The organism is Synechocystis sp. PCC 7509 (assembly GCF_000332075.2).
GTDB lineage: Bacteria > Cyanobacteriota > Cyanobacteriia > Cyanobacteriales > Chroococcidiopsidaceae > Aliterella.
Genome location: NZ_ALVU02000001.1, coordinates 534155 through 553330, shown reverse-complemented (window position 1 = coordinate 553330; position 19176 = coordinate 534155). Strand labels below are relative to the sequence as shown.

The 19176-nt window shown below is 41.1% G+C and carries 24 protein-coding genes and 1 pseudogene; 10 read left to right on the top strand and 15 right to left on the bottom strand.

All coding sequences use genetic code 11. From position 1 onward, the window contains the following. Window positions 1-5: 5 nt before the first annotated feature. The 4 genes from SYN7509_RS0202915 to SYN7509_RS0202900 form a co-directional block, all read right to left on the bottom strand. Entirely contained in the window at window positions 6-395 is a 390-nt protein-coding gene (locus SYN7509_RS0202915; RefSeq protein WP_009631923.1) for a type II toxin-antitoxin system death-on-curing family toxin, read from the bottom strand. Next, a complete protein-coding gene (locus SYN7509_RS0202910; protein WP_009631922.1) occupies window positions 392-619 on the bottom strand; it encodes an AbrB/MazE/SpoVT family DNA-binding domain-containing protein in 228 nt (75 codons plus the stop codon). Before SYN7509_RS0202910 ends, SYN7509_RS0202915 begins: the two co-directional genes overlap by 4 nt. A 181-nt stretch (window positions 620-800) precedes the next feature. Beyond that, window positions 801-1484, bottom strand: a complete 684-nt coding sequence (locus tag SYN7509_RS0202905; protein ID WP_009631921.1) for a response regulator transcription factor — start codon at window positions 1482-1484, stop codon at window positions 801-803. A 1-nt stretch (window position 1485) separates the two neighbouring features. After that, the gene (locus SYN7509_RS0202900; protein WP_009631920.1) at window positions 1486-2601 is read right to left on the bottom strand and encodes a sensor histidine kinase; all 1116 of its coding nucleotides are present in this window, start codon (window positions 2599-2601) and stop codon (window positions 1486-1488) included. A gap of 485 nt (window positions 2602-3086) precedes the next feature. On the opposite strand from SYN7509_RS0202900, the gene kdpA reads away from it, so the two are divergent. From kdpA to kdpC, 4 genes are all read left to right on the top strand, one after another. Next, on the top strand, window positions 3087-4787 hold the full coding sequence (kdpA, locus tag SYN7509_RS0202895) for a potassium-transporting ATPase subunit KdpA (RefSeq protein ID WP_009631919.1): 1701 nt from the start codon (window positions 3087-3089) through the stop codon (window positions 4785-4787). Window positions 4788-4880: 93 nt separating this feature from the next. After that, the gene (gene kdpB, locus SYN7509_RS0202890; protein WP_009631918.1) at window positions 4881-6974 is read left to right on the top strand and encodes a potassium-transporting ATPase subunit KdpB; all 2094 of its coding nucleotides are present in this window, start codon (window positions 4881-4883) and stop codon (window positions 6972-6974) included. A gap of 24 nt (window positions 6975-6998) precedes the next feature. Continuing rightward, window positions 6999-7265, top strand: coding sequence for a potassium-transporting ATPase subunit F (locus SYN7509_RS0202885; RefSeq protein ID WP_009631917.1), 267 nt, complete (start codon window positions 6999-7001; stop codon window positions 7263-7265). A gap of 3 nt (window positions 7266-7268) precedes the next feature. After that, on the top strand, window positions 7269-7880 hold the full coding sequence (gene kdpC / locus SYN7509_RS0202880; protein WP_009631916.1) for a K(+)-transporting ATPase subunit C: 612 nt from the start codon (window positions 7269-7271) through the stop codon (window positions 7878-7880). A gap of 108 nt (window positions 7881-7988) precedes the next feature. On the opposite strand, the gene SYN7509_RS0202875 is transcribed toward kdpC, so the two are convergent. Both SYN7509_RS0202875 and SYN7509_RS29020 read right to left on the bottom strand, forming a co-directional pair. Further along, the gene (locus tag SYN7509_RS0202875) at window positions 7989-8495 is read right to left on the bottom strand and encodes a transposase (RefSeq protein ID WP_028954066.1); all 507 of its coding nucleotides are present in this window, start codon (window positions 8493-8495) and stop codon (window positions 7989-7991) included. Window positions 8496-8515: 20 nt separating this feature from the next. After that, entirely contained in the window at window positions 8516-8812 is a 297-nt protein-coding gene (locus SYN7509_RS29020; protein WP_202807209.1) for a hypothetical protein, read from the bottom strand. Window positions 8813-9641: 829 nt separating this feature from the next. Here SYN7509_RS29020 and rplI point away from each other — a divergent pair. Continuing rightward, the gene (rplI, locus tag SYN7509_RS0202865) at window positions 9642-10100 is read left to right on the top strand and encodes a 50S ribosomal protein L9 (RefSeq protein WP_009629955.1); all 459 of its coding nucleotides are present in this window, start codon (window positions 9642-9644) and stop codon (window positions 10098-10100) included. Window positions 10101-10210: 110 nt separating this feature from the next. After that, entirely contained in the window at window positions 10211-11551 is a 1341-nt protein-coding gene (gene dnaB, locus SYN7509_RS0202860) for a replicative DNA helicase (RefSeq protein WP_009629956.1), read from the top strand. A 180-nt stretch (window positions 11552-11731) separates the two neighbouring features. Here the strand turns inward: dnaB and SYN7509_RS0202855 are convergent, their stop codons facing one another. The 6 genes from SYN7509_RS0202855 to SYN7509_RS30880 form a co-directional block, all read right to left on the bottom strand. Then, window positions 11732-12289 (bottom strand): IS630 family transposase, encoded by a 558-nt coding sequence (locus tag SYN7509_RS0202855; protein WP_009629957.1) that lies wholly within the window; start codon window positions 12287-12289, stop codon window positions 11732-11734. A 6-nt stretch (window positions 12290-12295) separates the two neighbouring features. Then, window positions 12296-12808 carry a helix-turn-helix domain-containing protein gene (locus SYN7509_RS0202850; RefSeq protein ID WP_009629958.1) on the bottom strand — a complete coding sequence of 171 codons (513 nt, stop codon included), beginning with the start codon at window positions 12806-12808 and terminating at the stop codon, window positions 12296-12298. A gap of 147 nt (window positions 12809-12955) precedes the next feature. Next, complete coding sequence (locus SYN7509_RS31615) at window positions 12956-13234, bottom strand: transposase family protein (RefSeq protein ID WP_071994140.1); 279 nt, start codon at window positions 13232-13234, stop codon at window positions 12956-12958. Then, on the bottom strand, window positions 13218-13337 hold the full coding sequence (locus SYN7509_RS31610; protein WP_369792217.1) for an IS1 family transposase: 120 nt from the start codon (window positions 13335-13337) through the stop codon (window positions 13218-13220). Before SYN7509_RS31610 ends, SYN7509_RS31615 begins: the two co-directional genes overlap by 17 nt. A 10-nt stretch (window positions 13338-13347) precedes the next feature. Further along, on the bottom strand, window positions 13348-13449 hold the full coding sequence (locus SYN7509_RS31605) for a hypothetical protein (protein ID WP_369792301.1): 102 nt from the start codon (window positions 13447-13449) through the stop codon (window positions 13348-13350). A 148-nt stretch (window positions 13450-13597) separates the two neighbouring features. Further along, on the bottom strand, window positions 13598-13987 hold the full coding sequence (locus SYN7509_RS30880; RefSeq protein ID WP_071994139.1) for an IS1-like element transposase: 390 nt from the start codon (window positions 13985-13987) through the stop codon (window positions 13598-13600). Here SYN7509_RS30880 and SYN7509_RS0202840 point away from each other — a divergent pair. Continuing rightward, a complete protein-coding gene (locus SYN7509_RS0202840; RefSeq protein ID WP_028954063.1) occupies window positions 13986-14309 on the top strand; it encodes a hypothetical protein in 324 nt (107 codons plus the stop codon). The two genes, SYN7509_RS30880 and SYN7509_RS0202840, sit on opposite strands and share 2 nt — an antisense overlap. A 25-nt stretch (window positions 14310-14334) precedes the next feature. Here the strand turns inward: SYN7509_RS0202840 and SYN7509_RS0202835 are convergent, their stop codons facing one another. Then, window positions 14335-15567, bottom strand: a complete 1233-nt coding sequence (locus SYN7509_RS0202835; RefSeq protein ID WP_009629924.1) for a glycerophosphodiester phosphodiesterase — start codon at window positions 15565-15567, stop codon at window positions 14335-14337. 185 nt (window positions 15568-15752) lie between these two features. Here SYN7509_RS0202835 and SYN7509_RS0202830 point away from each other — a divergent pair, with 185 nt between their 5' ends. Both SYN7509_RS0202830 and SYN7509_RS0202825 read left to right on the top strand, forming a co-directional pair. After that, complete coding sequence (locus tag SYN7509_RS0202830; RefSeq protein ID WP_009629925.1) at window positions 15753-16166, top strand: ribosomal maturation YjgA family protein; 414 nt, start codon at window positions 15753-15755, stop codon at window positions 16164-16166. Then, entirely contained in the window at window positions 16144-16377 is a 234-nt protein-coding gene (locus SYN7509_RS0202825; RefSeq protein WP_009629926.1) for a DUF167 domain-containing protein, read from the top strand. Before SYN7509_RS0202830 ends, SYN7509_RS0202825 begins: the two co-directional genes overlap by 23 nt. Before the next feature lie 2 nt (window positions 16378-16379). Here SYN7509_RS0202825 and SYN7509_RS0202820 read toward each other — a convergent pair whose 3' ends face one another. Further along, the gene (locus SYN7509_RS0202820; protein ID WP_009629927.1) at window positions 16380-16985 is read right to left on the bottom strand and encodes a glutathione S-transferase family protein; all 606 of its coding nucleotides are present in this window, start codon (window positions 16983-16985) and stop codon (window positions 16380-16382) included. Between the two features lie 171 nt (window positions 16986-17156). Between SYN7509_RS0202820 and SYN7509_RS29010 the strand changes: the two are divergent. Further along, a pseudogene (locus tag SYN7509_RS29010) lies at window positions 17157-17986 on the top strand (IS1 family transposase). 103 nt (window positions 17987-18089) lie between these two features. Here SYN7509_RS29010 and SYN7509_RS28135 read toward each other — a convergent pair. Next, window positions 18090-18928, bottom strand: a protein-coding gene (locus SYN7509_RS28135) for an IS5 family transposase (protein ID WP_202807208.1) whose coding sequence is annotated in 2 segments (ribosomal slippage) — window positions 18090-18538 and window positions 18538-18928 — 840 coding nt in all. Because the reading frame shifts where the segments join, the coding sequence is not laid out codon by codon here. Window positions 18929-19176: the final 248 nt, after the last annotated feature.

Here is a 19176-nt window from a genome sequence, read left to right as displayed (position 1 = left end):
GCCAACTAACGTTTAAGTGAATTTTCTGCTAACCATTTCGATACAGATTCTTGTGTCTCCTCACTTGCTGCTAGACGACTAATAACTAAAACCGCTTCCATTTCTGGAACTTTAAGCAAAAACCCATTCAAATAAAGAAAAGTAAGCACTGCAACAAGACCTACCCTTTTATTGTCATCTACAAAGGCGTGGTTCTTAGCAAAGGCGTAACCATAAGCCGCAGCTAAATCAAAGATGGTAGCTTTATTGTCGTAAGCAAATAAGTGTTTGGGTCTAGCACAACTTGCTGCTAACATATTTTCATCTTCAATCCCTGATAGCCCTCCATGCAAACAGATTTGATTTTCATGAAAGGCTGCTACCATCCGCTCGTTAAGCCAAGACGGTTCATTCACTTAGCAAGTTCGCGTAGAGCATTTTTGTATAAGCCGCTTACTTCTTTATAGGCTTCCATTGCTTTCTCGAACTCAGGATCGTAAGCCGTAAGCTCAACACCATACGCTGTTTCTTTAACAAAGACGCAATCGCCCTCGCCTACATTGAGTTTTTGCAAAATTTCTTTAGGGAGTGTCGTTCCTAGCGAATTACCAACTTTCCGAACCTTTAATAGGGTAAACATGATATTTTCACCAAGCTCTCAGTAATACAAATGTAATGTTATTACATTTGTATTACTGTAGTAACATTTCTGAGGATTGTCAAGTTAGGTATTTGGCGGAGGTGGACAAGCCACTATTTAAAGCATCTTGAGTTAAGTGGATGTTTAAAATAGGACTTATTATTTCCTAATTACTGACAAATCAATCATTTTGTTTAGCTAATTCTGTAGCCATCCATTGTTTTTGGGTAACTAATACCGCCGCTTGAGTGCGATCGCGTACTCCCAATTTATGCAAAATTGTATGGACGTGTACTCTAACTGTACCTGGCGTAATATATAGGGTTTCAGCAATCTCTTGATTTGATTTGCCTGTAGCAATTAGTGCCAAAATTTCTTGTTCGCGCGGCGTTAAAGGTAAAGTTGACGATCCTTTTACTTCTTTATCCTCATCATTAGGTTCAAATTTAGCTCTAATTTCTGTAGTTGCGGTTCGATCCCACCACGAAGCACCCGCCGCAACGGAACGAATTGCTAAAACTAAAACTTCTGCCGAAATTCCTTTTAAACAGTAGCCTTGCGCCCCAGCTTCTAGTAACCGCGTAATTAAAGGCTGTTGCGAGTGCGATGTTAATACTAATACTGGTAGTTGTGGGTTTTGTTGCTTAATTTGACGACAAGCTTCAATACCGCCAATTCCCGGCAATCCTATATCTAATAACACCACATCAAGGGGATAGCGCTTAACCATTTCTACAGCACTCTCGCCGTCTTCTGCTTCGGCAACAATTTCTAAACCTGTCTCTTGTTGCAGTTTTACCCGCAAACCGAGGCGAAACAACTCATCATCTTCAACTAGCAACAGTCGCAGCACATTAGAGGGCATTTTATGTCGATAAAAACGGCTGAAAGGGATAGGCAGGTAATTGAAATCCAAATATTGCGCCGCGTGGTAAACGATTCTCTACCCAAATTGTACCGCCGTGAGCAGTGATAATTTGCCGAGTTAAGTACAATCCTAGCCCCGATCCTTTGGCTTGGCGATCGCTATATCCTTGATAAAATCGCTCAAATATATACGGATGTTCGGCGGCGGTAATTCCCAATCCATTATCTAGCACTTTGACAATTTGGTAGTCTGATTGATTTGTTAACACTACTTCCACCATTCCCCCACGCGGCGAATGATTGATGCCATTAGTTAGTAAATTAATAAATACGCGCTGGAGTTGTAATGCGTCGCCTTCTACCCAAAAAGCGCGGCGAAAATCTGACTCGCCGTAGTTTAAATTCAGGGAAATTTGCCGAGATGAGGCTAAATTGGTCAATGTAGCGATCGCATCAGAAGCTACTATAACTAAATCAACGGGGGCTAACTGCAATGTTAATCCGTCTAAGTCATTGCGATATACGTTTAGCAGTGTTTCTACCAGTTGTAGAGTAGTTTGATGGCTGCGGACGATGGTTGCTAAGACTTTTTGCTGTACGGGTGTTGCTGCCCCAAATACGCCTTGCTGAAAGGCTTTGAGAGTTTCTATCGCTCCAAGTAGCGGTGTTTTCAAGTCATGAGTCAAGGTTGAAGCGAAATCTTCTCTAACGCTGACTAATTGCTCTTGAGATTGTAAGACGGCTTGTTGTTGGGCGATTTCTTGCTCGTAAGTTCGATTGCGATCGCCTAAAATTCCGGTAACAATTAGAGCGACAGCAGCAATTATCCTACTTACTACCGTTGAGCTTTCAATTGCCGTATTACCCGGAATCCATAGGTTTAAGATCGTTAAAATTACCGCTAATCCAGTAGCCCAAAAAGTTGCTACTCGACCTAAACGAGAAGTTGCAAGCAAAATTGGCCCGGTGTACAGATAACCAAATACATAATTGACGGGTGTAGTAAATTCCAGTCCTACAATTAGTGCAAATAGGCTAATAATTGACCAAAATGCTTTTATCTGCAACTTTTTGGGCGGGGAAATGCTCTGATATTTTAAAAACCAAGGTAACATTTACATTTTTATTTTGAGCATTAACGCGCTGAAGTTTATTAACAGCATAACTATTTAATTGACGGATAAATATATTTTTCGCATATATATATCTACAAGTATAGATACATATATGCTCACTAAACACTAAGCATATAACTGTTTAACAACCAATTTATACCTGCCATTAGTTGAAAACTGTTACCAATAATTAGATGTTTTAGAAGTAGAGGTTTGTTTAGTTGCAGCTTAAGGAATGAATTTTGAAGCCATGGTTTTATTTAATAGGAATTTGAGAATTTAAACAGTTGTCATTGCAACATTTAATCAAATAATTATTTTTTAACAAAGGTAATTATTTAGAACTGATTAACAGTAAACTCCTGACTTAGTTCTCGACAAACAAATGCTAAAAGTACGGGTATATACTTTGCAAAACTCTGGCGTATTCTCCAGCCAAATCCGTTATATTTCGCCTAATCTAGCAGCAAAATAGCTAATAACTTATGTGTCAAGGAATTTTTCAAATTGCATTAACACTACTAATACTGGTGTTAATTACTCCCCTGTTGGGACAATACATAGCGCGAGTTTTTATGGAAAAAAAAACTCTGCTTGATCCCATAATGAACCCTGTAGAGAAAGTCATCTACACTTTAAGCGGTGTGACAAAAGATGAGATGACAGGTTGGCAGTATGCAAGAGCAATCCTTTATAGCAATCTTGTCATGGCTGCTTTAATTTTGTTTATTCTCATGAATCAAGGATGGCTGTTTCTCAACCCGACAAACTTAGGCGCTCCTAGCTGGGATACCGCCCTGCATACAACTATCTCATTTATTACAAATACTAACCAGCAGCATTATTCAGGAGAGACAACCTTTAGTTATGCAAGTCAAATGCTAGCTCTTGGTTATCATATGTTTACCTCGGCTGCAACGGGTTTAGCTGTCGGAATTGCCTTTATCCGGGGCTTAACAGGTAGACCGTTAGGCAACTTTTATGTTGACTTAATTCGCGCCATCACCCGAATTTTACTACCAATTTCGCTAGTAGGTGCGCTGTTATTGCTAATTGTAGGTGTTCCCGAAACTCTCGCAAGTCCTGTAACAGTAACAACTTTAGAAGGCGCAACCCAAGTTATTGCACGCGGCCCGGTTGCTCACTTTGAGATTATCAAACAGTTGGGAGAAAATGGCGGCGGCTTTTTTGCCATCAACTCCGCTCATCCTTTTGAAAATCCTAATAATGCCAGCAATCTCTTAGAAATCTTGGCGATGGTGTGCATTCCCGCCGCTTTGATTTACACCTACGGTTTGTTTGCGAACAATACAAAGCAAGCTTGGTTGCTGTTTTGGATGGTTTTTATTATTTTTGTAGTTTTAATCGGGTTTACAGCTTTAGGCGAGTACCAAGGCAATCCGCTTGTAAATCCTCTTTTGGGTGGACAACAACCTAATTTAGAAGGGAAAGAAGTTAGATTTGGCTGGGCGCAATCGGCTTTGTGGGCGGTGACTACTACTGGGACTATGTGCGGCGCAATTAATAGTCTGCACGATTCTTTTATGCCACCCGGTGGTTTCTCTACGATGTTTAATCTATTTTTACAAATCATCTGGGGCGGTCAGGGAACAGGTACAGCTTACTTATTTATTTACCTGATTTTGACGGTGTTTGTAACTGGTTTGATGGTCGGACGAACCCCGGAATTTTTGGGGCGCAAAATCGAAAAGTGGGAAATTGTGCTGGCGAGTGTAGTGTTGCTAGTTCATCCCATTATGATTTTGATTCCCAGTGCGATTACTTTAGCTTTCCCCGACACTTTAGCGGGAATTAGTAACCCCGGCTTTCATGGCATTTCCCAAGTGGTGTATGAGTACGCCTCCGCCGCCGCTAACAACGGTTCTGGTTTTGAAGGACTGGCAGACAGTCAACCCGCCCCTACAGGCTTGTGGTGGAACTTAAGCACCTGTGTCAGCCTTTTGGGAGGGCGCTATATTCCCATCATTGCCATATTGCTTTTAGCCGAAAGCATGACGCACAAACAACCAGTACCCGAAACTGCGGGAACTTTAAGAACCGACTCATTGCTATTTACTGGTGTCACGGCGGGGATTGTTTTGATTCTGGGAGTGCTAACTTTCTTTCCTGTTTTGGCTTTGGGGCCAATTGCTGAAGCTTTTAATATTGCTAGTGGTGGACAGTAAATTATGGATGCCAATTCTTCGTCTCCTCGTCCTCAACCTAGGGGAATGCGCTCTGAGCGAGCTTTTAATATTGCTAGTGGTGGACAGTAAATTATGGATGCCAATTCTTCGTCTCCTCGTCCTCAACCTAGGGGAATGCGCTCTGAGCGCAAACATACGCCAAAGGTAAATACTCAAGGGCTTTACTCTAGAGCGATTAAAGATGCTTTTGTGAAGCTAAACCCCAAGCAGATGATCAAAAACCCGGTGATGTTTTTGGTTTGGGTTGCCACAATTATCGCGGCGTTATTAACTATCGATCCTAATTTGTTTGGTCGTTATCCTGGAGAAAATCAGCATTTATTTAATGGACTGACTACAATAATTTTGTTTTTCACGGTGGTCTTTGCCAACTTTGCTGAATCGGTAGCAGAAGGACGGGGAAAGGCTCAAGCCGATGCCTTGCGGGCAACGAAATCAGATACGATCGCGCAAAAACTTTTGCCCAATGGTGAAATGATGGAAGTATCTTCTACAGAATTGCATCAAGGCGATCGCGTTAAAGTAATAGCTGGTGATACTATCCCCGCCGATGGTGAAGTAATTGCGGGTGTCGCTTCGGTGGATGAATCGGCAATTACTGGGGAATCTGCGCCGGTTCTTAAAGAAACTGGTTCAGACGTGGCAAGCTCTGTAACGGGTGGTACGCGGATTATTTCTGACGAATTAACTATTAGAATTACCTCCGACCCTGGCAAAGGTTTTATCGACCGGATGATTGCCTTAGTAGAAGGGGCAGAAAGGTCAAAAACCCCTAATGAAATAGCTTTAACGGTACTCCTTGCCGTGCTAACACTGGTATTTTTATTTGTAGTTGCAACGCTGCCGGCGATCGCTAATTACGTTGGTAGCCCCGTTAGTATAGTGATTTTAATTGCTTTACTGGTGGCGCTAATTCCCACAACCATTGGTGGATTGCTTAGTGCAATTGGAATTGCTGGCATGGATAGAGTTGCTCAATTTAACGTCATAGCTACTTCTGGACGAGCGGTAGAAGCGTGTGGCGACATCAATACCTTGATTTTGGACAAAACCGGGACAATCACCCTAGGCAACCGATTAGCGGACGAGTTTATCCCCGTCAACGGTCATTCAATGATGGATATTGCCAATGTAGTTTTGGCTGCAAGCGTGTTTGATGAAACTCCCGAAGGTAAATCTATTGTCCGTTTAGCAGATAGTTTAGGCGCAAAAGTGACCTTTGACCGCACCAAAGCGGAAGCGGTGGATTTTTCAGCTAAAACGAGAATGAGCGGCACAAATTTACCTGATGGTACAGAGGTGCGTAAGGGTGCGGTGTCAGCGATTAAAGGGTTTGTGCGATCGCGTAGTGGAAACAATATATCAGAACTTGATGCTGCCTACGAACGAGTTTCCGGACTAGGAGGTACGCCTTTAGCTGTTTGCCAAAATAACGAGATTTACGGGGTAATTTATCTCAAAGATATAGTCAAACCCGGCATCAAAGAACGCTTTGACCAGTTGCGACGCATGGGAGTGCGTACCGTCATGCTAACGGGCGATAATCGGCTGACGGCTTCAGTAATTGCCGCCGAAGCTGGGGTTGATGACTTTATTGCTGAAGCGACACCGGAAGATAAAATCGCTGTAATTCAACGAGAACAAGCACAGGGCAAACTTGTCGCCATGACAGGAGATGGTACTAACGACGCTCCCGCCTTAGCCCAAGCCAATGTTGGCGTAGCCATGAATACGGGGACGCAAGCGGCAAAAGAAGCCGCTAACATGGTGGATTTAGATTCTGACCCTACAAAACTCATTGATATCGTTGCTATTGGTAAGCAATTACTGATTACTCGCGGGGCGTTGACTACCTTTTCTATTGCTAACGATATTGCTAAATACTTCGCCATTATCCCGGTGATATTTGCCTCCGCCAAACTTGGTAGCCTGAACATTATGAATTTAGCTAGTACCAACTCGGCGGTACTGTCAGCGCTAATTTATAACGCTTTGATTATTCCGGCTTTGATTCCTTTGGCGTTGAGTGGGGTAAAGTTTAGACCGCTAACAGCTAATCAATTATTGCAACGCAATATCTTAATTTATGGGATCGGCGGAGTGGTTGCGCCCTTTATTGCTATTAAGTTGATTGATTTAGCAATCTCGGCGGTGGGATTAGCTTGACAACCTAAAAAAGAGGAAAAAGTTATGAGAATTGAATCAATTGCCGATGTTGTAGTCCCTGGTATTGCTGAAAGTATTTCTTTTGTGTGGTTAGAGTGGCGCAGACAAAAACTGCCTTTGGGAATCTTTCTGGTGCTGTGTCTGAACTTGATAATTGCCCCAACGGTTTACGCCGCTACAGGTGGAAGCTTAGAACGCCGTTCGGCTTGGGCGCTTGGTTTACTGGGTTTGGTGACATTGGGACTGACCGTTTACTTATTTATTGTCGTTTTTCAACCGGAGCGTTTCTAACTTATGTCTATTGTCAGCGAAACTACTAGAGCAATTCGTGTAACTTTGGTTATTTGGGTACTAACAGCAATCATCTATCCTTTTGTGACGATCGCGATCGCTCAAACTATCTTTCCTTTTCAAGCTAACGGTAGCCTGATTCAAAATGCTCAAGGACAAATTGTGGGTTCGGCTTTGATTGGTCAAGCTTTTACGACAGAGCGCTATTTCCAAAGCCGTCCTAGTACGACAAACTACAGCAGCTTTACCGCCAAAGAGCGAGATCCAGAAAATATTGGTCAAACAACTGGTGTATCTGGCGCTAGTAATTTTGCTCCTAGTAATCCCGATTTGCTCAAACGCATTAACGAAAGCGTTTCACAGTTGCAACAGGCGGGTATTAAGCCAACGGCGGATTTAGTTTATACTTCAGGCTCTAGCTTAGATCCTCATATTACTGTAGCTGCTGCTGATGCTCAGACGGAACGATTAGCAAGAGTGCGATCGCTTTCTCCAGACCAAATCAAGACGCTAATCACTCAAAACACCGATGGTAGATTTTTGGGAATTTTCGGCGAACCTGGAGTTAATGTACTCAAACTAAATTTAGCTTTAGATAATTTATCAGCTAATTAAAACGGCGAAAAGCCTTGCTGTGTGACGTTTAGCAAGGCTTTTAATCATTACAAGAGCGCTATTACTTATATGCAATCTTTTGAAGCTTTTTCAGTTGATGCCTTGAACCTATCCCAGTAATAAAATTCTGTTAATCCAAATGTGAATTGTTGCAAGGGAAATAAAAGCATTAAAGCAGGCAGAAATTCTTTCCCATCGAACAACAAGTCTACGGTATTTCCGTTGAAACCATGCAAAGCAGCGCTCTTGTTGAAAACGAGGGACTGACATTTTTATGGGTCTACCTCGATTTCTTTTAGTTTTCCAGGCTCGCTTCGGCAACTGCGGTCTAATACCACGTTTGCGTAAAGCCGCACGCAAATCTTTGGAGTCATAGCCTTTGTCCCCAGCCAGCACTTTGACCCGTTTACGGGGTCTGCCAGGAGAATTAATTTTGACAGTAACGCTATTCAATAGCGGCATCACTTGTTCTCTTTCACTACCATTAGCTGCGGTCGTGCAATTAGCCAGAGGCATACCATTACCGTCGGTCAAAGTATGAATTAAAATTCCTTTGCCCTTATAGCCATAAGCAACGTCCTCACCTCCTCCTTTCCCAGGGGGAAAAAGAGCCATCGACCGCACCATGACTCCAGTTAATTAATCCTTTTTCCGAGGCGATGCCTAATATCCTTGCTTGTAGTCGCTCTAGCGTTCCATCTGCTTGCCAGCTTTTTAGCCATCGGTGGGCTGAACTTTTTGATGCCCAAACTTCTCCCTTCGGTACATCGCACCAACGGCAGCCCGTAATCAATTGCCTTCATTAAGGTGTTGATTACATGACGGAAAGGCGCATGGGGCATTCCCCGTCCCCGTTTTTCTCCTTTCTCGCCGATCACATCCTCAAACAACTTCCATTCTAGATCGCTTAATCCCTCAAATCTTCCCGCCATATTCTGTAGGACTTAATCACTCTGACAATTAGATTATCACCTTTTGACCTTAGTGGGATAGATTCATAAAAGATCAGAGTTTTGAGCAAATAAAATTAATTGAAGCTAAACAACTTAGCCAACCCAACAACACAGTCCCTCAAGCCGGAAACAATGATTGGGTAGTCGTAATTTTAGTTCCTCTGAGTTTCATGATAGTTTGTGGCACTGTTGGATCTATTGTTGTGGCTTGTTGCAAGGTGACGCGAGTTAGAAGCAACAAAGTAGACGTTATCAGTCAGTATCCGCAAGTTCCTTGCACTAACTGTCGATTCTTTGATAACAATCATTACCTTAAATGTGCTGTACATCCGGCGATCGTTTTAACCAAAAAAGCCCTCGATTGCTCTGATTACTGCTGTTAGTGCGATCGTGTAGGCAATTACAAAACTTGATTGAGTACAAATGTACTGATATAATGCGATCGCTCAGTTAAACGTTCTCCAGTAAAGAAAGACGGTTTCAACTTAGTCACATCCTACTATTGAGGGCAATAGACTTCTTGCGTAAATAATTTTTGCCCCCCTAACCCACGGCAATAAAGCGGGAAGCAGAGCTACACCGCTTTTTGCCTCCCCAATTCTGGGGGAAACCGGAGTTTAAAGTCCCCCAAATTTGGGGGATTTAGGGGGCTTTCCGGGATTAATGCAAGAGGGCAATGTTTAATTGTGAAAAAGATGATAAATGCGATCGTTTTACTAGGAATTACTGAGTAGTTGCGATCGCATCCGATATTTGGGTAAAATCATAGATTCGACCAATAGATAATTTAGACTTTACAGGTAAGATTATGGCAAAGCGCGTACAGTTAGTTTTAAATAAAGACGTAAACAAACTCGGAAAACTAGGCGATCTTGTAGAAGTAGCTCCCGGCTATGCTCGTAACTACTTGCTACCGCAAAAAATGGCTGTTCAGGCTACTCCCGGTATTCTCAAGCAAGCCGAACGCCGCAAAGAGAAAGAACGTCTACGTCAAGAAGAACTTAAGCAAGTAGCCCAAGGATTGAAAGCAACTTTAGAAAAAGTAGGTAGCTTTACGATCGCTAAACAAGTCGGTGAAGGCGATTCAATCTTTGGTACGGTAACAGATAGAGAAGTTGCTACTCTAATTCAAGGTGCGATCAATGAAGAAGTAGATCGTCGGGGTATTACCTTACCCGATATTAGTAAAACTGGTACTTACAATGCCGAAGTTAAGCTACACCCAGAAGTAACCGCCACTGTACGGATTCAAGTAGTAGCTGAATAAAGTTCTATTGCTCCCCTCTCTTGATTAGCGATGGATCGTGGCTGATAGGCGAAATCTGTTAAAAGCTTAGAGAGGGAAACCCCCCAAATTTTTGCTCTATTAAATTTATAGTGGAACAACTCAACTTTCAAGGCTTGGGCGGACTCCCACCGCAAAATATTGAAGCAGAAGAAGCGGTTTTAGGAGGCATTTTACTAGATGCTGAAGCAATTAGCCGTGTAAGCGATCGCTTATTACCGGAAGCTTTTTATATCAGCGCTCATAAAGAAATTTACGAAGCGGCTTTAAAACTCCAAAACCAAGGTAAACCTACGGATTTACTTAGCATTACTTCTTGGTTGACTGATCATGAATTATTAGCGAAAGTTGGGGGAAAAAGCAAGTTAGTTCAATTAGTAGATCGCACCGTATCAGCAATCAATATTGACTCTCTTGCAACCCTGGTAATGGACAAATATCTGCGGCGCAAGCTGATTCAAGCAGGTAATGAAATTGTCCAACTTGGCTATCAAACAGAAACCGAACTGCCAATAGTTCTTGATAGAGCCGAACAAAAAGTTTTTAACATTACTCAAGATCGTCCCCAGCAAGGATTGATTGCGATTGGCGATACATTAGTAGATACCTTTCAAGACTTGGAAAATCGCGATCGCGAACAAACTTTACCGGGTATTTTATCCGACTTTTATGATTTGGATGCGTTGACAAGTGGTTTCCAGCGCTCCGACTTAATTATTGTTGCCGCCCGTCCGGCTATGGGCAAAACGGCTTTATGTCTAAATATTGCTCGCAATGTTGCTACTCGTTACAAAAAGATGCCCGTAGCAATTTTTAGTTTGGAGATGTCCAAAGAGCAATTGGTACAACGCTTATTAGCTAGTGAAGCGGGCATTGAAAGTCAAAGAATGCGTAGCGGGCGCATTAGTCAAAATGAGTGGGAACAATTAAGTCAGGCTTTTGGTAACTTAGCTCAGTTGCCAATATATATAGACGATACGGCAAATATGACGGTAATGGAGATGCGTAGTCAAGCCCGCCGTTTGCAAGCGGAGAAAAATAGCGAACTTTCCTTAATTGTAATTGATTACTTGCAGCTAATGGAAAGTAGTAGCAGCGATAATCGGGTGCAAGAACTATCTAAAATTACCCGCAGTCTCAAAGGTTTAGCCCGTGAATTGAAAGTTCCGATTATTGCTTTATCTCAGTTAAGTCGAGGAGTAGAGTCTCGCACTAATAAGCGTCCGCTACTTTCAGATTTACGAGAATCTGGTTCTTTAGAACAAGACTCTGACTTAGTTTTAATGATTTATCGGGATGATTACTACAATACCGATTCTCCCGATCGTGGAGTAACAGAAATTATTGCCGCCAAACATCGAAATGGGCCTACAGGGACAGTCAAACTGCTATTTAACCCGCAATACACCCAGTTTTTGAACTTTAAAAGGTAATAGGGCGATTTCTCGCTAAAAATTAGAGAAAAGACCGACCCGGAAAGTTAAACCAGGGTGATAAACCTGATAAGGATTTGTACTAATTGAAATCATGGGGTTCAGTGGCTTGAAAAGCCAAAGCAGTGTTTCAATCCCTGATAGGAATTTGGAGTAATTGAAATTATTTCTTATACCAATTTAAACGGTGTTTAGAGCAGATATGGCATCCAAGATGAAAGAGTAACCAGTGATGGAAGCAGTTACTTCTGGTGTCAACTCAGCTAGGAGTTGATCAACTTTGGTTTGCAGTTGAGCCAGGGTTTTGAACGAAGCCCACTTGAGATTTGCCTTGAGATGTTCCCACAACCGTTCAATAGGATTTAACTCCGGGCAGTACGGTGGTTGAAATAACAAAATAATGTTTTCTGGGACAATCAAATTCTTGCCTTTATGAAATCGTCCGTTATCCACTTGAAGAATGTTAAGACTCTCTGGATATGCCGCAGAAAACTGATCGAGGAACCGTTGATAGCACTCGGTATCGACATGGGAAAATTGCCAGAAAAAGGACTCACCCGTAGCAGGTTCAACGGCACCGTAAAGCCAGAAGGCTTTGACTGGCCATTGCCACGACCCAATCGGTTTGACTCCACAAGCAGTAATTAATCGTCCGATGATGGTATGCAGTCCTGCATCGGCTCTCATCCTGGGCAAAGTAACGAATAGGGCGTTCAACCTGCCGTCCTTTGCGGTCATGCTGGTTCAGCAGCTTAAGGTCATCAGAGAGGTTTGCTTAAAAGCTTCTCTCTGCTCACTATTTTGCTGGGAATTTTGAGGACGAGCAACCTTAAGTTTTGCTTTGAGTCGGTAGCGGGTCATCTGGTAGACCGCATGATACTCTGCCTCTATCCCTAACGTCTCTGCCAACCACTGCTGCACTTTTCCATAACTGCTGAATCCATGATTTGGCTCTTGCAACCTCTTTGCCAAAGCATTTTCTGCCCATTGCGGAATTACCCGTACTCCCCCAGGCGATTTCTTAAACTTCAACATCACTTCTACCCCACCATCTCGGTACTTCGATAACCAGGTTTGCACAGTATTTCGATGTTTTCCCACCGCTTTAGCAATCGCGCTGATACTTGGTGCATTATCCTGTTTAAGCCAGTAGAGAACTTGCAATCGTTCTTTAGCACTCGACGAGTTAACTTGACACAACTGTTGTGTCAACTCATCCAAACTTTCTTTGACTTCAATTGAAGTAATACCAGCCATTACTTAAGGGGGCTAAACAACTATGCTCAGTTTAACTCATCTGCCTATTACTCATTTTAAATTGGTAGAATTTGCTTCTCTCCACCTCGTACAGCGAGTTTCAATCCCTGATAAGGATTTGTAAGTAATTGAAATCACCTGCCGAGATTAGACCTCTAGCTTAAAGTAATCAAGGAGTTTTAGTTCATAGTTGTAAAGACCAGAGATCAATTTAAAGCGTAAACTAAAACGCTGATGACGATTTCTGGATCGCTCGGACAGAATCTTAAAAATTTTTAGCCTGCCGTTAATATGTTCAATAACAACTCTCAATTTAGCTAACTGTTGATTCAAGTGCTTATTTTCAACCGTGATTCTACCGCCTCTTGGTTTCTTCTTCGGGAGGTGTTGTAAAAGTGTTGGTAAGAAGTTAAATAGATAGACCAAATTTGTATCTATTAATAAACATCCCAATCACTAAGTTGTGCATGACAACTGTTTTGGAAAAACAAATAGTTTTTCGAGCTAAACGCTTAATTCGAGTTCGCAAATTCAAATGCTTATTTTTTATCTTTATAAGTATTTTGTTTGCCAATTTTATGCAAGTGTTGCTCTAAATGCCGTGAATAAGCTCCCCAATTATCGGTGTAAAAACGGGTAATTTCAAAGGGTTCTAATCAAGCTTTCAATTGGACAAAAACTTCATCACAACGTGTCCCAAAAACGTAGGCTAAAACTTTTCTGCTCTAACGCTCAATAGCGTGCCACAACCACCTTTGGTTAGCTTTTTTTTCAACGAAGCTCCACATTTCATCGTTTTTTCGATTCCATCCCAATCGTCATCAAGTCTAGTTTAGCTACACAAATATTAACCACTATTGATTCGCAATCAGATTGCTTTAACATTAATAAATTCACTGGTTGCAATTGGGTTTGTTTTTTTAGTTCTTTGATAACAGTGCTAGTGCTAATATGCAATACTCTTGCTGTATCTCGAATTCCACTGCCGTTAAGAGCCATGTCTACAATTTGTTGTTTTACTTTTCGGGACTGTCCTTGATAAGCATAATTTAAAATGAATGTTCGACCCTCACAAACTTGTTCGCGACATTGGTAGCGTTGCTTCCCTTGAGGAGTCTTCCCATTTTTTACAATATTTACTCCCTGACAGTAAGGACAATGCAATACTTGTGTAATCATGGCTAATCTTGATACTATTTATACTACTACTTCCCTAATTGAATGTTGTCATATCAACACTTTTGCAACATCTACCCTGCTTAAAACAAGCGATTTGTTCGAGTTCCAGCAATGGCGCTTTAAAGATTTTAATAACAACTGGTTGGCGCTGGGAAGTTTTAAGAGCGCGATAGACAATTGTTCTATTGCTGTCATGGATAATTTCACCAATAATGTAGTCAGCAAGGGCAATTTGCATGGTTTTCTACCTAGCTTATCTACAGTAATTTTAGTTGTTGTAGTTGTAGATAAGACAACAAATATGCTCATTCAGTCAGGGTAGCCCTTACAGATGCTACCCCGATCTTTTAGCGTTTAGCTTGGCGACGACGCAGCCATTGGAAAAATGGCAATATACTTAATCCTAACAACGTACTTGGTTCTGGGACTGGTTTGGCTAGGCGATCGCGTACAGCAACAGCAATATCTGGATTATCGCTAAATACGCCATCAACTCCCAAGTCAAAAAACTGTTCGTATTCTAGTTCTGGATCTCCTTCAGGAACAAAGAAATCGCCGTAATCACTAGACAAGAAATAATCTTCGCTACGGAAAGTATAGGAATGCACTAGCAAACCCGCAGCGTGAGCATCATCAACTAAGCTAGTGGGATCTTGTAATACAGTGTCAGCATCACTAATTAAACCATCACCGTTAAGATCGTCAGGTTTCCCGTCTCCATCGGAGTCTATATTTTCCCCAGGAACAATTAGCCGCTTCCAAGCGCCAATGCCGTCTGCATACTCTGAAACTTTTGTCAATCCTTCTTCGGTTAATAAATCGCCGTAAGTGCGATCGCTGCCACTAGCAACAAAATCGTAAGGTTGAACAGTGCGATCATCATACAATTGTACCAACGATACATTGGTCAAAGTATTGAGATATTGTAAGTTTCCGACTTCAAAGGACTGCACAAACACCTTATCATCAGCATCGTTCAAGCCATTAGCATTGAGAGCAGCTACTAAAGGTTCTTCCAGAGACAAGCCAATTGAGTCAAAGTAAGTAGGATGTTTTGTTTCTGGATAAATACCAATAGTACGCCCGGTTTCTAAGCTTTTTTGTGCAGCTAGATCGATGACTTCTTGGAAAGTTGGAACTTGATATAATCCGTCATAAGTGGCGGAATCAGGACGAATAAGAGGAATACGCTCTTTAGCTCTGAGAGTTTTTAGTTCAGCTAAAGTAAAATCTTCTGTAAACCAGCCCTTGACGGGTACGCCATCGATGGTTTTAGTAGTTTGGCGACTGCTAAATTCGGATCTTGTCGCAACATCAGTAGTCCCAGAAATTTCATTTTCATGGCGTGCTACCAATACGCCATCTTTAGTTGATACTAAGTCTGGTTCAATGTAATCAGCACCCATTTCAATTGCCAACTTGTAAGCAGCTAAAGTATGTTCGGGACGATAAGCACTAGCACCCCGATGTCCAATCACAATAGGTTCTGCTCCATTTAAAGTTGCGGCGTTAACTTGATTTGCGCCCAAAAGCGTCAAAAATGTTGATGTTAGTATTGTTAAGTGGGAAAGCCGAACCATTTTGTAATCCTCACTGATTTTTCATTTAGGTCAAACAAAAGCTTTGGCAGCAACTTAAGTATTATTACTGTCTGTAGTCCTGCGAAAAATGTTTGTACACCGTAAATGTACTGAGCGAGGATTAAGAGTAAATTAATTAAAGTTTAAAGTTTATCAATCCAAATTAGGAATAAATCGCTTTTTGTATGACCCTTAACCAAAACAAGCAAATAAAGATTATTTTTTCCCTGATTGTTGTTATCTCTATGGGCTTCTTTTTCAAGTTCTATGATGGATTTGGGCGACAGTGGTTTAATAATAATGGAGCGGCGGTATTTTATGAAGTTTTCTGGTGTTTATTTGCATTTTTGTTCGTAAAAAGTCGTAAAGCAATTATCCAGATTCCTTTAGGGGTTTTTATAATTACCTGTATACTCGAATTTTTGCAATTGTGGCATCCACCAGAATTACAACAAATTAGGGCTACCCTTGTAGGGCGTTTATTAATTGGCTCTACCTTTTCGTGGTTGGACTTTCCGCATTATGCTATAGGGTGTATTTTAGGTTGGTTATGGTTACGGCGATTAGATAAAAGTAATGCAAAAAAGTATCAAAGTTAAACCAAATTCTCAGCAGCAAAAGATTATAGAAGAAGCAGACGGGAGTCTAACTATAAGTTTGAAATCGCCCCCCGTAGATGGCAAGGCAAATCATGAACTAATTCAATTATTAGCTAAAAAATTCGCTGTATCAAAGTCTAAAATTACAATTAAATTAGGCTTATCATCTCGACAAAAGTTAGTAATAATTGATATAAAAAATCAAAATTAGTTTTATTCCCGATTAATACTGATATGTAGCGGTTGAGATTCTACTCGTTTAATCCATGATTGAATAGCAGGAAATCCTGTTAAATCAAAGTTGCCTTCATGAGCAACATGAGTGTAAGCAAATAAACCAATGTCTGCAATAGTATACTGTTCGCCCACAAAGTAACTATGTTGTTGTAAATGCTTTTCCATCACTGCAAGCGCAGCATAACCAGGGGCGCGTTTTTGTTCAATTGCTTCAATGTATTCTTCAGCTTTACCCAAATAAGTAATCCAGAATCGAGAAGTAGCTATAAAAGGTTCATGACTGTACTGCTCAAAAAATAACCATTGTAATACTTGAGCGCGTAAAAAAGGTTCTTGCGGTAAAAACTGAGTTCCTTCGCTGAGATAAAAAATAATAGCATTCGATTCAGCTAAAAATTGCCCGGCTTTAGTTTCCAAAACTGGCACTCTACCATTGGGATTTTTAGCTAAAAATTCTGGGGTTCTACTTTCACCTTTAAGAATATCCACTTCTATGTTTTCAAAATGAATATCCAACTGAGTTAATAACAGACGAATTTTATAACAATTGCCAGAAAATAAAAAATTATACAACCGCAGCATATAATTCAGACTATACAGATTGATATTGAATCTATTTGATGCGGTCGCACTGTCGTTAATTTTGCAATTAAACTTAGCATATTGTTACCGGAAATATGAAAATGACCGGTAGTGCATCAAAATGATGTGGGTCTGGGAAGAGAAGGAATCAATGATTCATCTACTTAACCTATGGAATGTAAGCTCTGTGGTCATTATAAAACTCATAAACATGGCTCGATGCCCAACGGACATCAACGCTACTTCTGTCCTGAGTGCTTACAAGCTTTTTAAAGGGAGTTTTGACACCCTCTACTACTGCCGTCATGTCAGTCCAGAGCAAATTAGGCAAGTCCTCCAAGCCCACAGCGCAGGGAGTAGCTTACGAGGGATTAGCCGCATTAGCGGGCTAGCATACAACACCGTTGTAAGTATTGTTCGTGCCGCCAGTGTCAAAGCTCAAATAGTTCCTAATCACCAAGTAGCTCCGGTTCAAACCGAGGAGGTGAGCAGTGATGAGATATGGTCATTTGTACAAAAAACAGCAGCAATGCCTGCCGGAGGAATTAGTCGCTGGAGACTGTTGGATAGGGTTAAGCTTGGCGCTAGGAAGTGGGCTAATTTTGGCGGCACGAGTGGGCAAGCACACGGACAAATTAATTGAGCAACTGGTGGTCACAACGGAAGGGAAAACGGACTGTAAACGGTGGAATAGTGATGATTGGGGTGGCGATGAACGAGTTCTACCCCCGGAAATCTTGCACCATATTGGCAAGGATAAGACCCAACGATTGGAACGAACCAATGGCATTGTCAGGCAACAGACAGGACGATGGCATCGACGACAAAATAAGTTTGGTAAGGTGTGGGAGCAAACGAAAGTGACAACCCGATTGGTGGTGAGTTATTTCAATTGGATTTGGCAGCACTGTCACCTTAAAACAACTGCGGCTCAACGTACAGAGTTGACAACTGCTCCTTGGACTTGGCAAGACTTAATCACCTATCCCACAACAATTTAACGCACGACCCAATGAATCATTGATTCCTTATCTTACCAGACCCACATCATTTTGATGCACTACCGAAAATAATTTAGCAATAGACCTCTTGCAAAAATAAGCTTTAAGATTGATTTGCGTTTAAGTTAAGCTCATAATTATAAATAGAAGCTATTAAATTAAACCTTAATCCAAATCGTTTCCTTCTGTTTCTATATCGCCCTTGTAAAATCCTAAATCTTTTCAAATGGGCAAAAACATTTTCAATAATTATTCTCTCTTTTGCTAGTTCTCTATTCTCTTTTTTCTCGGCTACAGAAAGCTTATCTTTTCTTGGCTTCTTTTTAGGTATTTGACTAAAATGATGATGCTTTTTAATTCCTTGATATCCCTTATCTGCTAAACATTTAACCTCTTTTTTAATCCTGATTTTGCTTCTTTTATATAACTTGAAATCATGTTCAGAACCCTTGCCATAGTACGTACACAGTATTTCTCCATTTCTTTGATCGATAACTACTTGGGCTTTCAACGTATGTCTTTTTTTCTTGCCACTATAATAGCTCTTTTGTTTTTTTTAGGTCTTTCTATGGGGGTCTCACTTACATCTATTACTACCGTTTCTAGCTGATAATCATCGTCAATCAATCTCTTTTTCCCTGGTAGTCTTAGTTGAGGAGCTTTAATTAAAATATTTTCTATTTTTTGAATAATTCGGTAGGCTGTAGATTCGTTTATTCCCCAAGTAGCACCTAAATGAAAAAAAGTTCGGTACTCTCGTAAATATTCTAAGACCATTAAGATTTGGTCTTCTACCTTTAGTTTTGGCGGTCTGCCAGTTTTCTTCCTTGATTTTTCCGCTTCCTTGACTATTTCTACCATTTGATTAAAAGTGTCAAAATGCACTCCAGTCAAACGTTTAAATTCTTCCGCCTTTAATTTTTTTACCTTTTTATAAGTCACTTTTACTTCTACTTAGTCACTTCCCTACGATTTTATCATTAACTTTTGCAAGAGGTCTAATTTAGCGATCGCCTTCGTCTTCGTTAATGCCTATTTTAGGTGTTGCATAATTTTGGGATGATAGCAGATAACATCGCAGGTATCGATTGTGTGGAGACGTTGCACTACAACTCTACCTATCCGCAAAGATTACAGTCGATGATTTTCATCTTTTGAATACGCAACGCCCTATTTTACTTAAAGCAGCC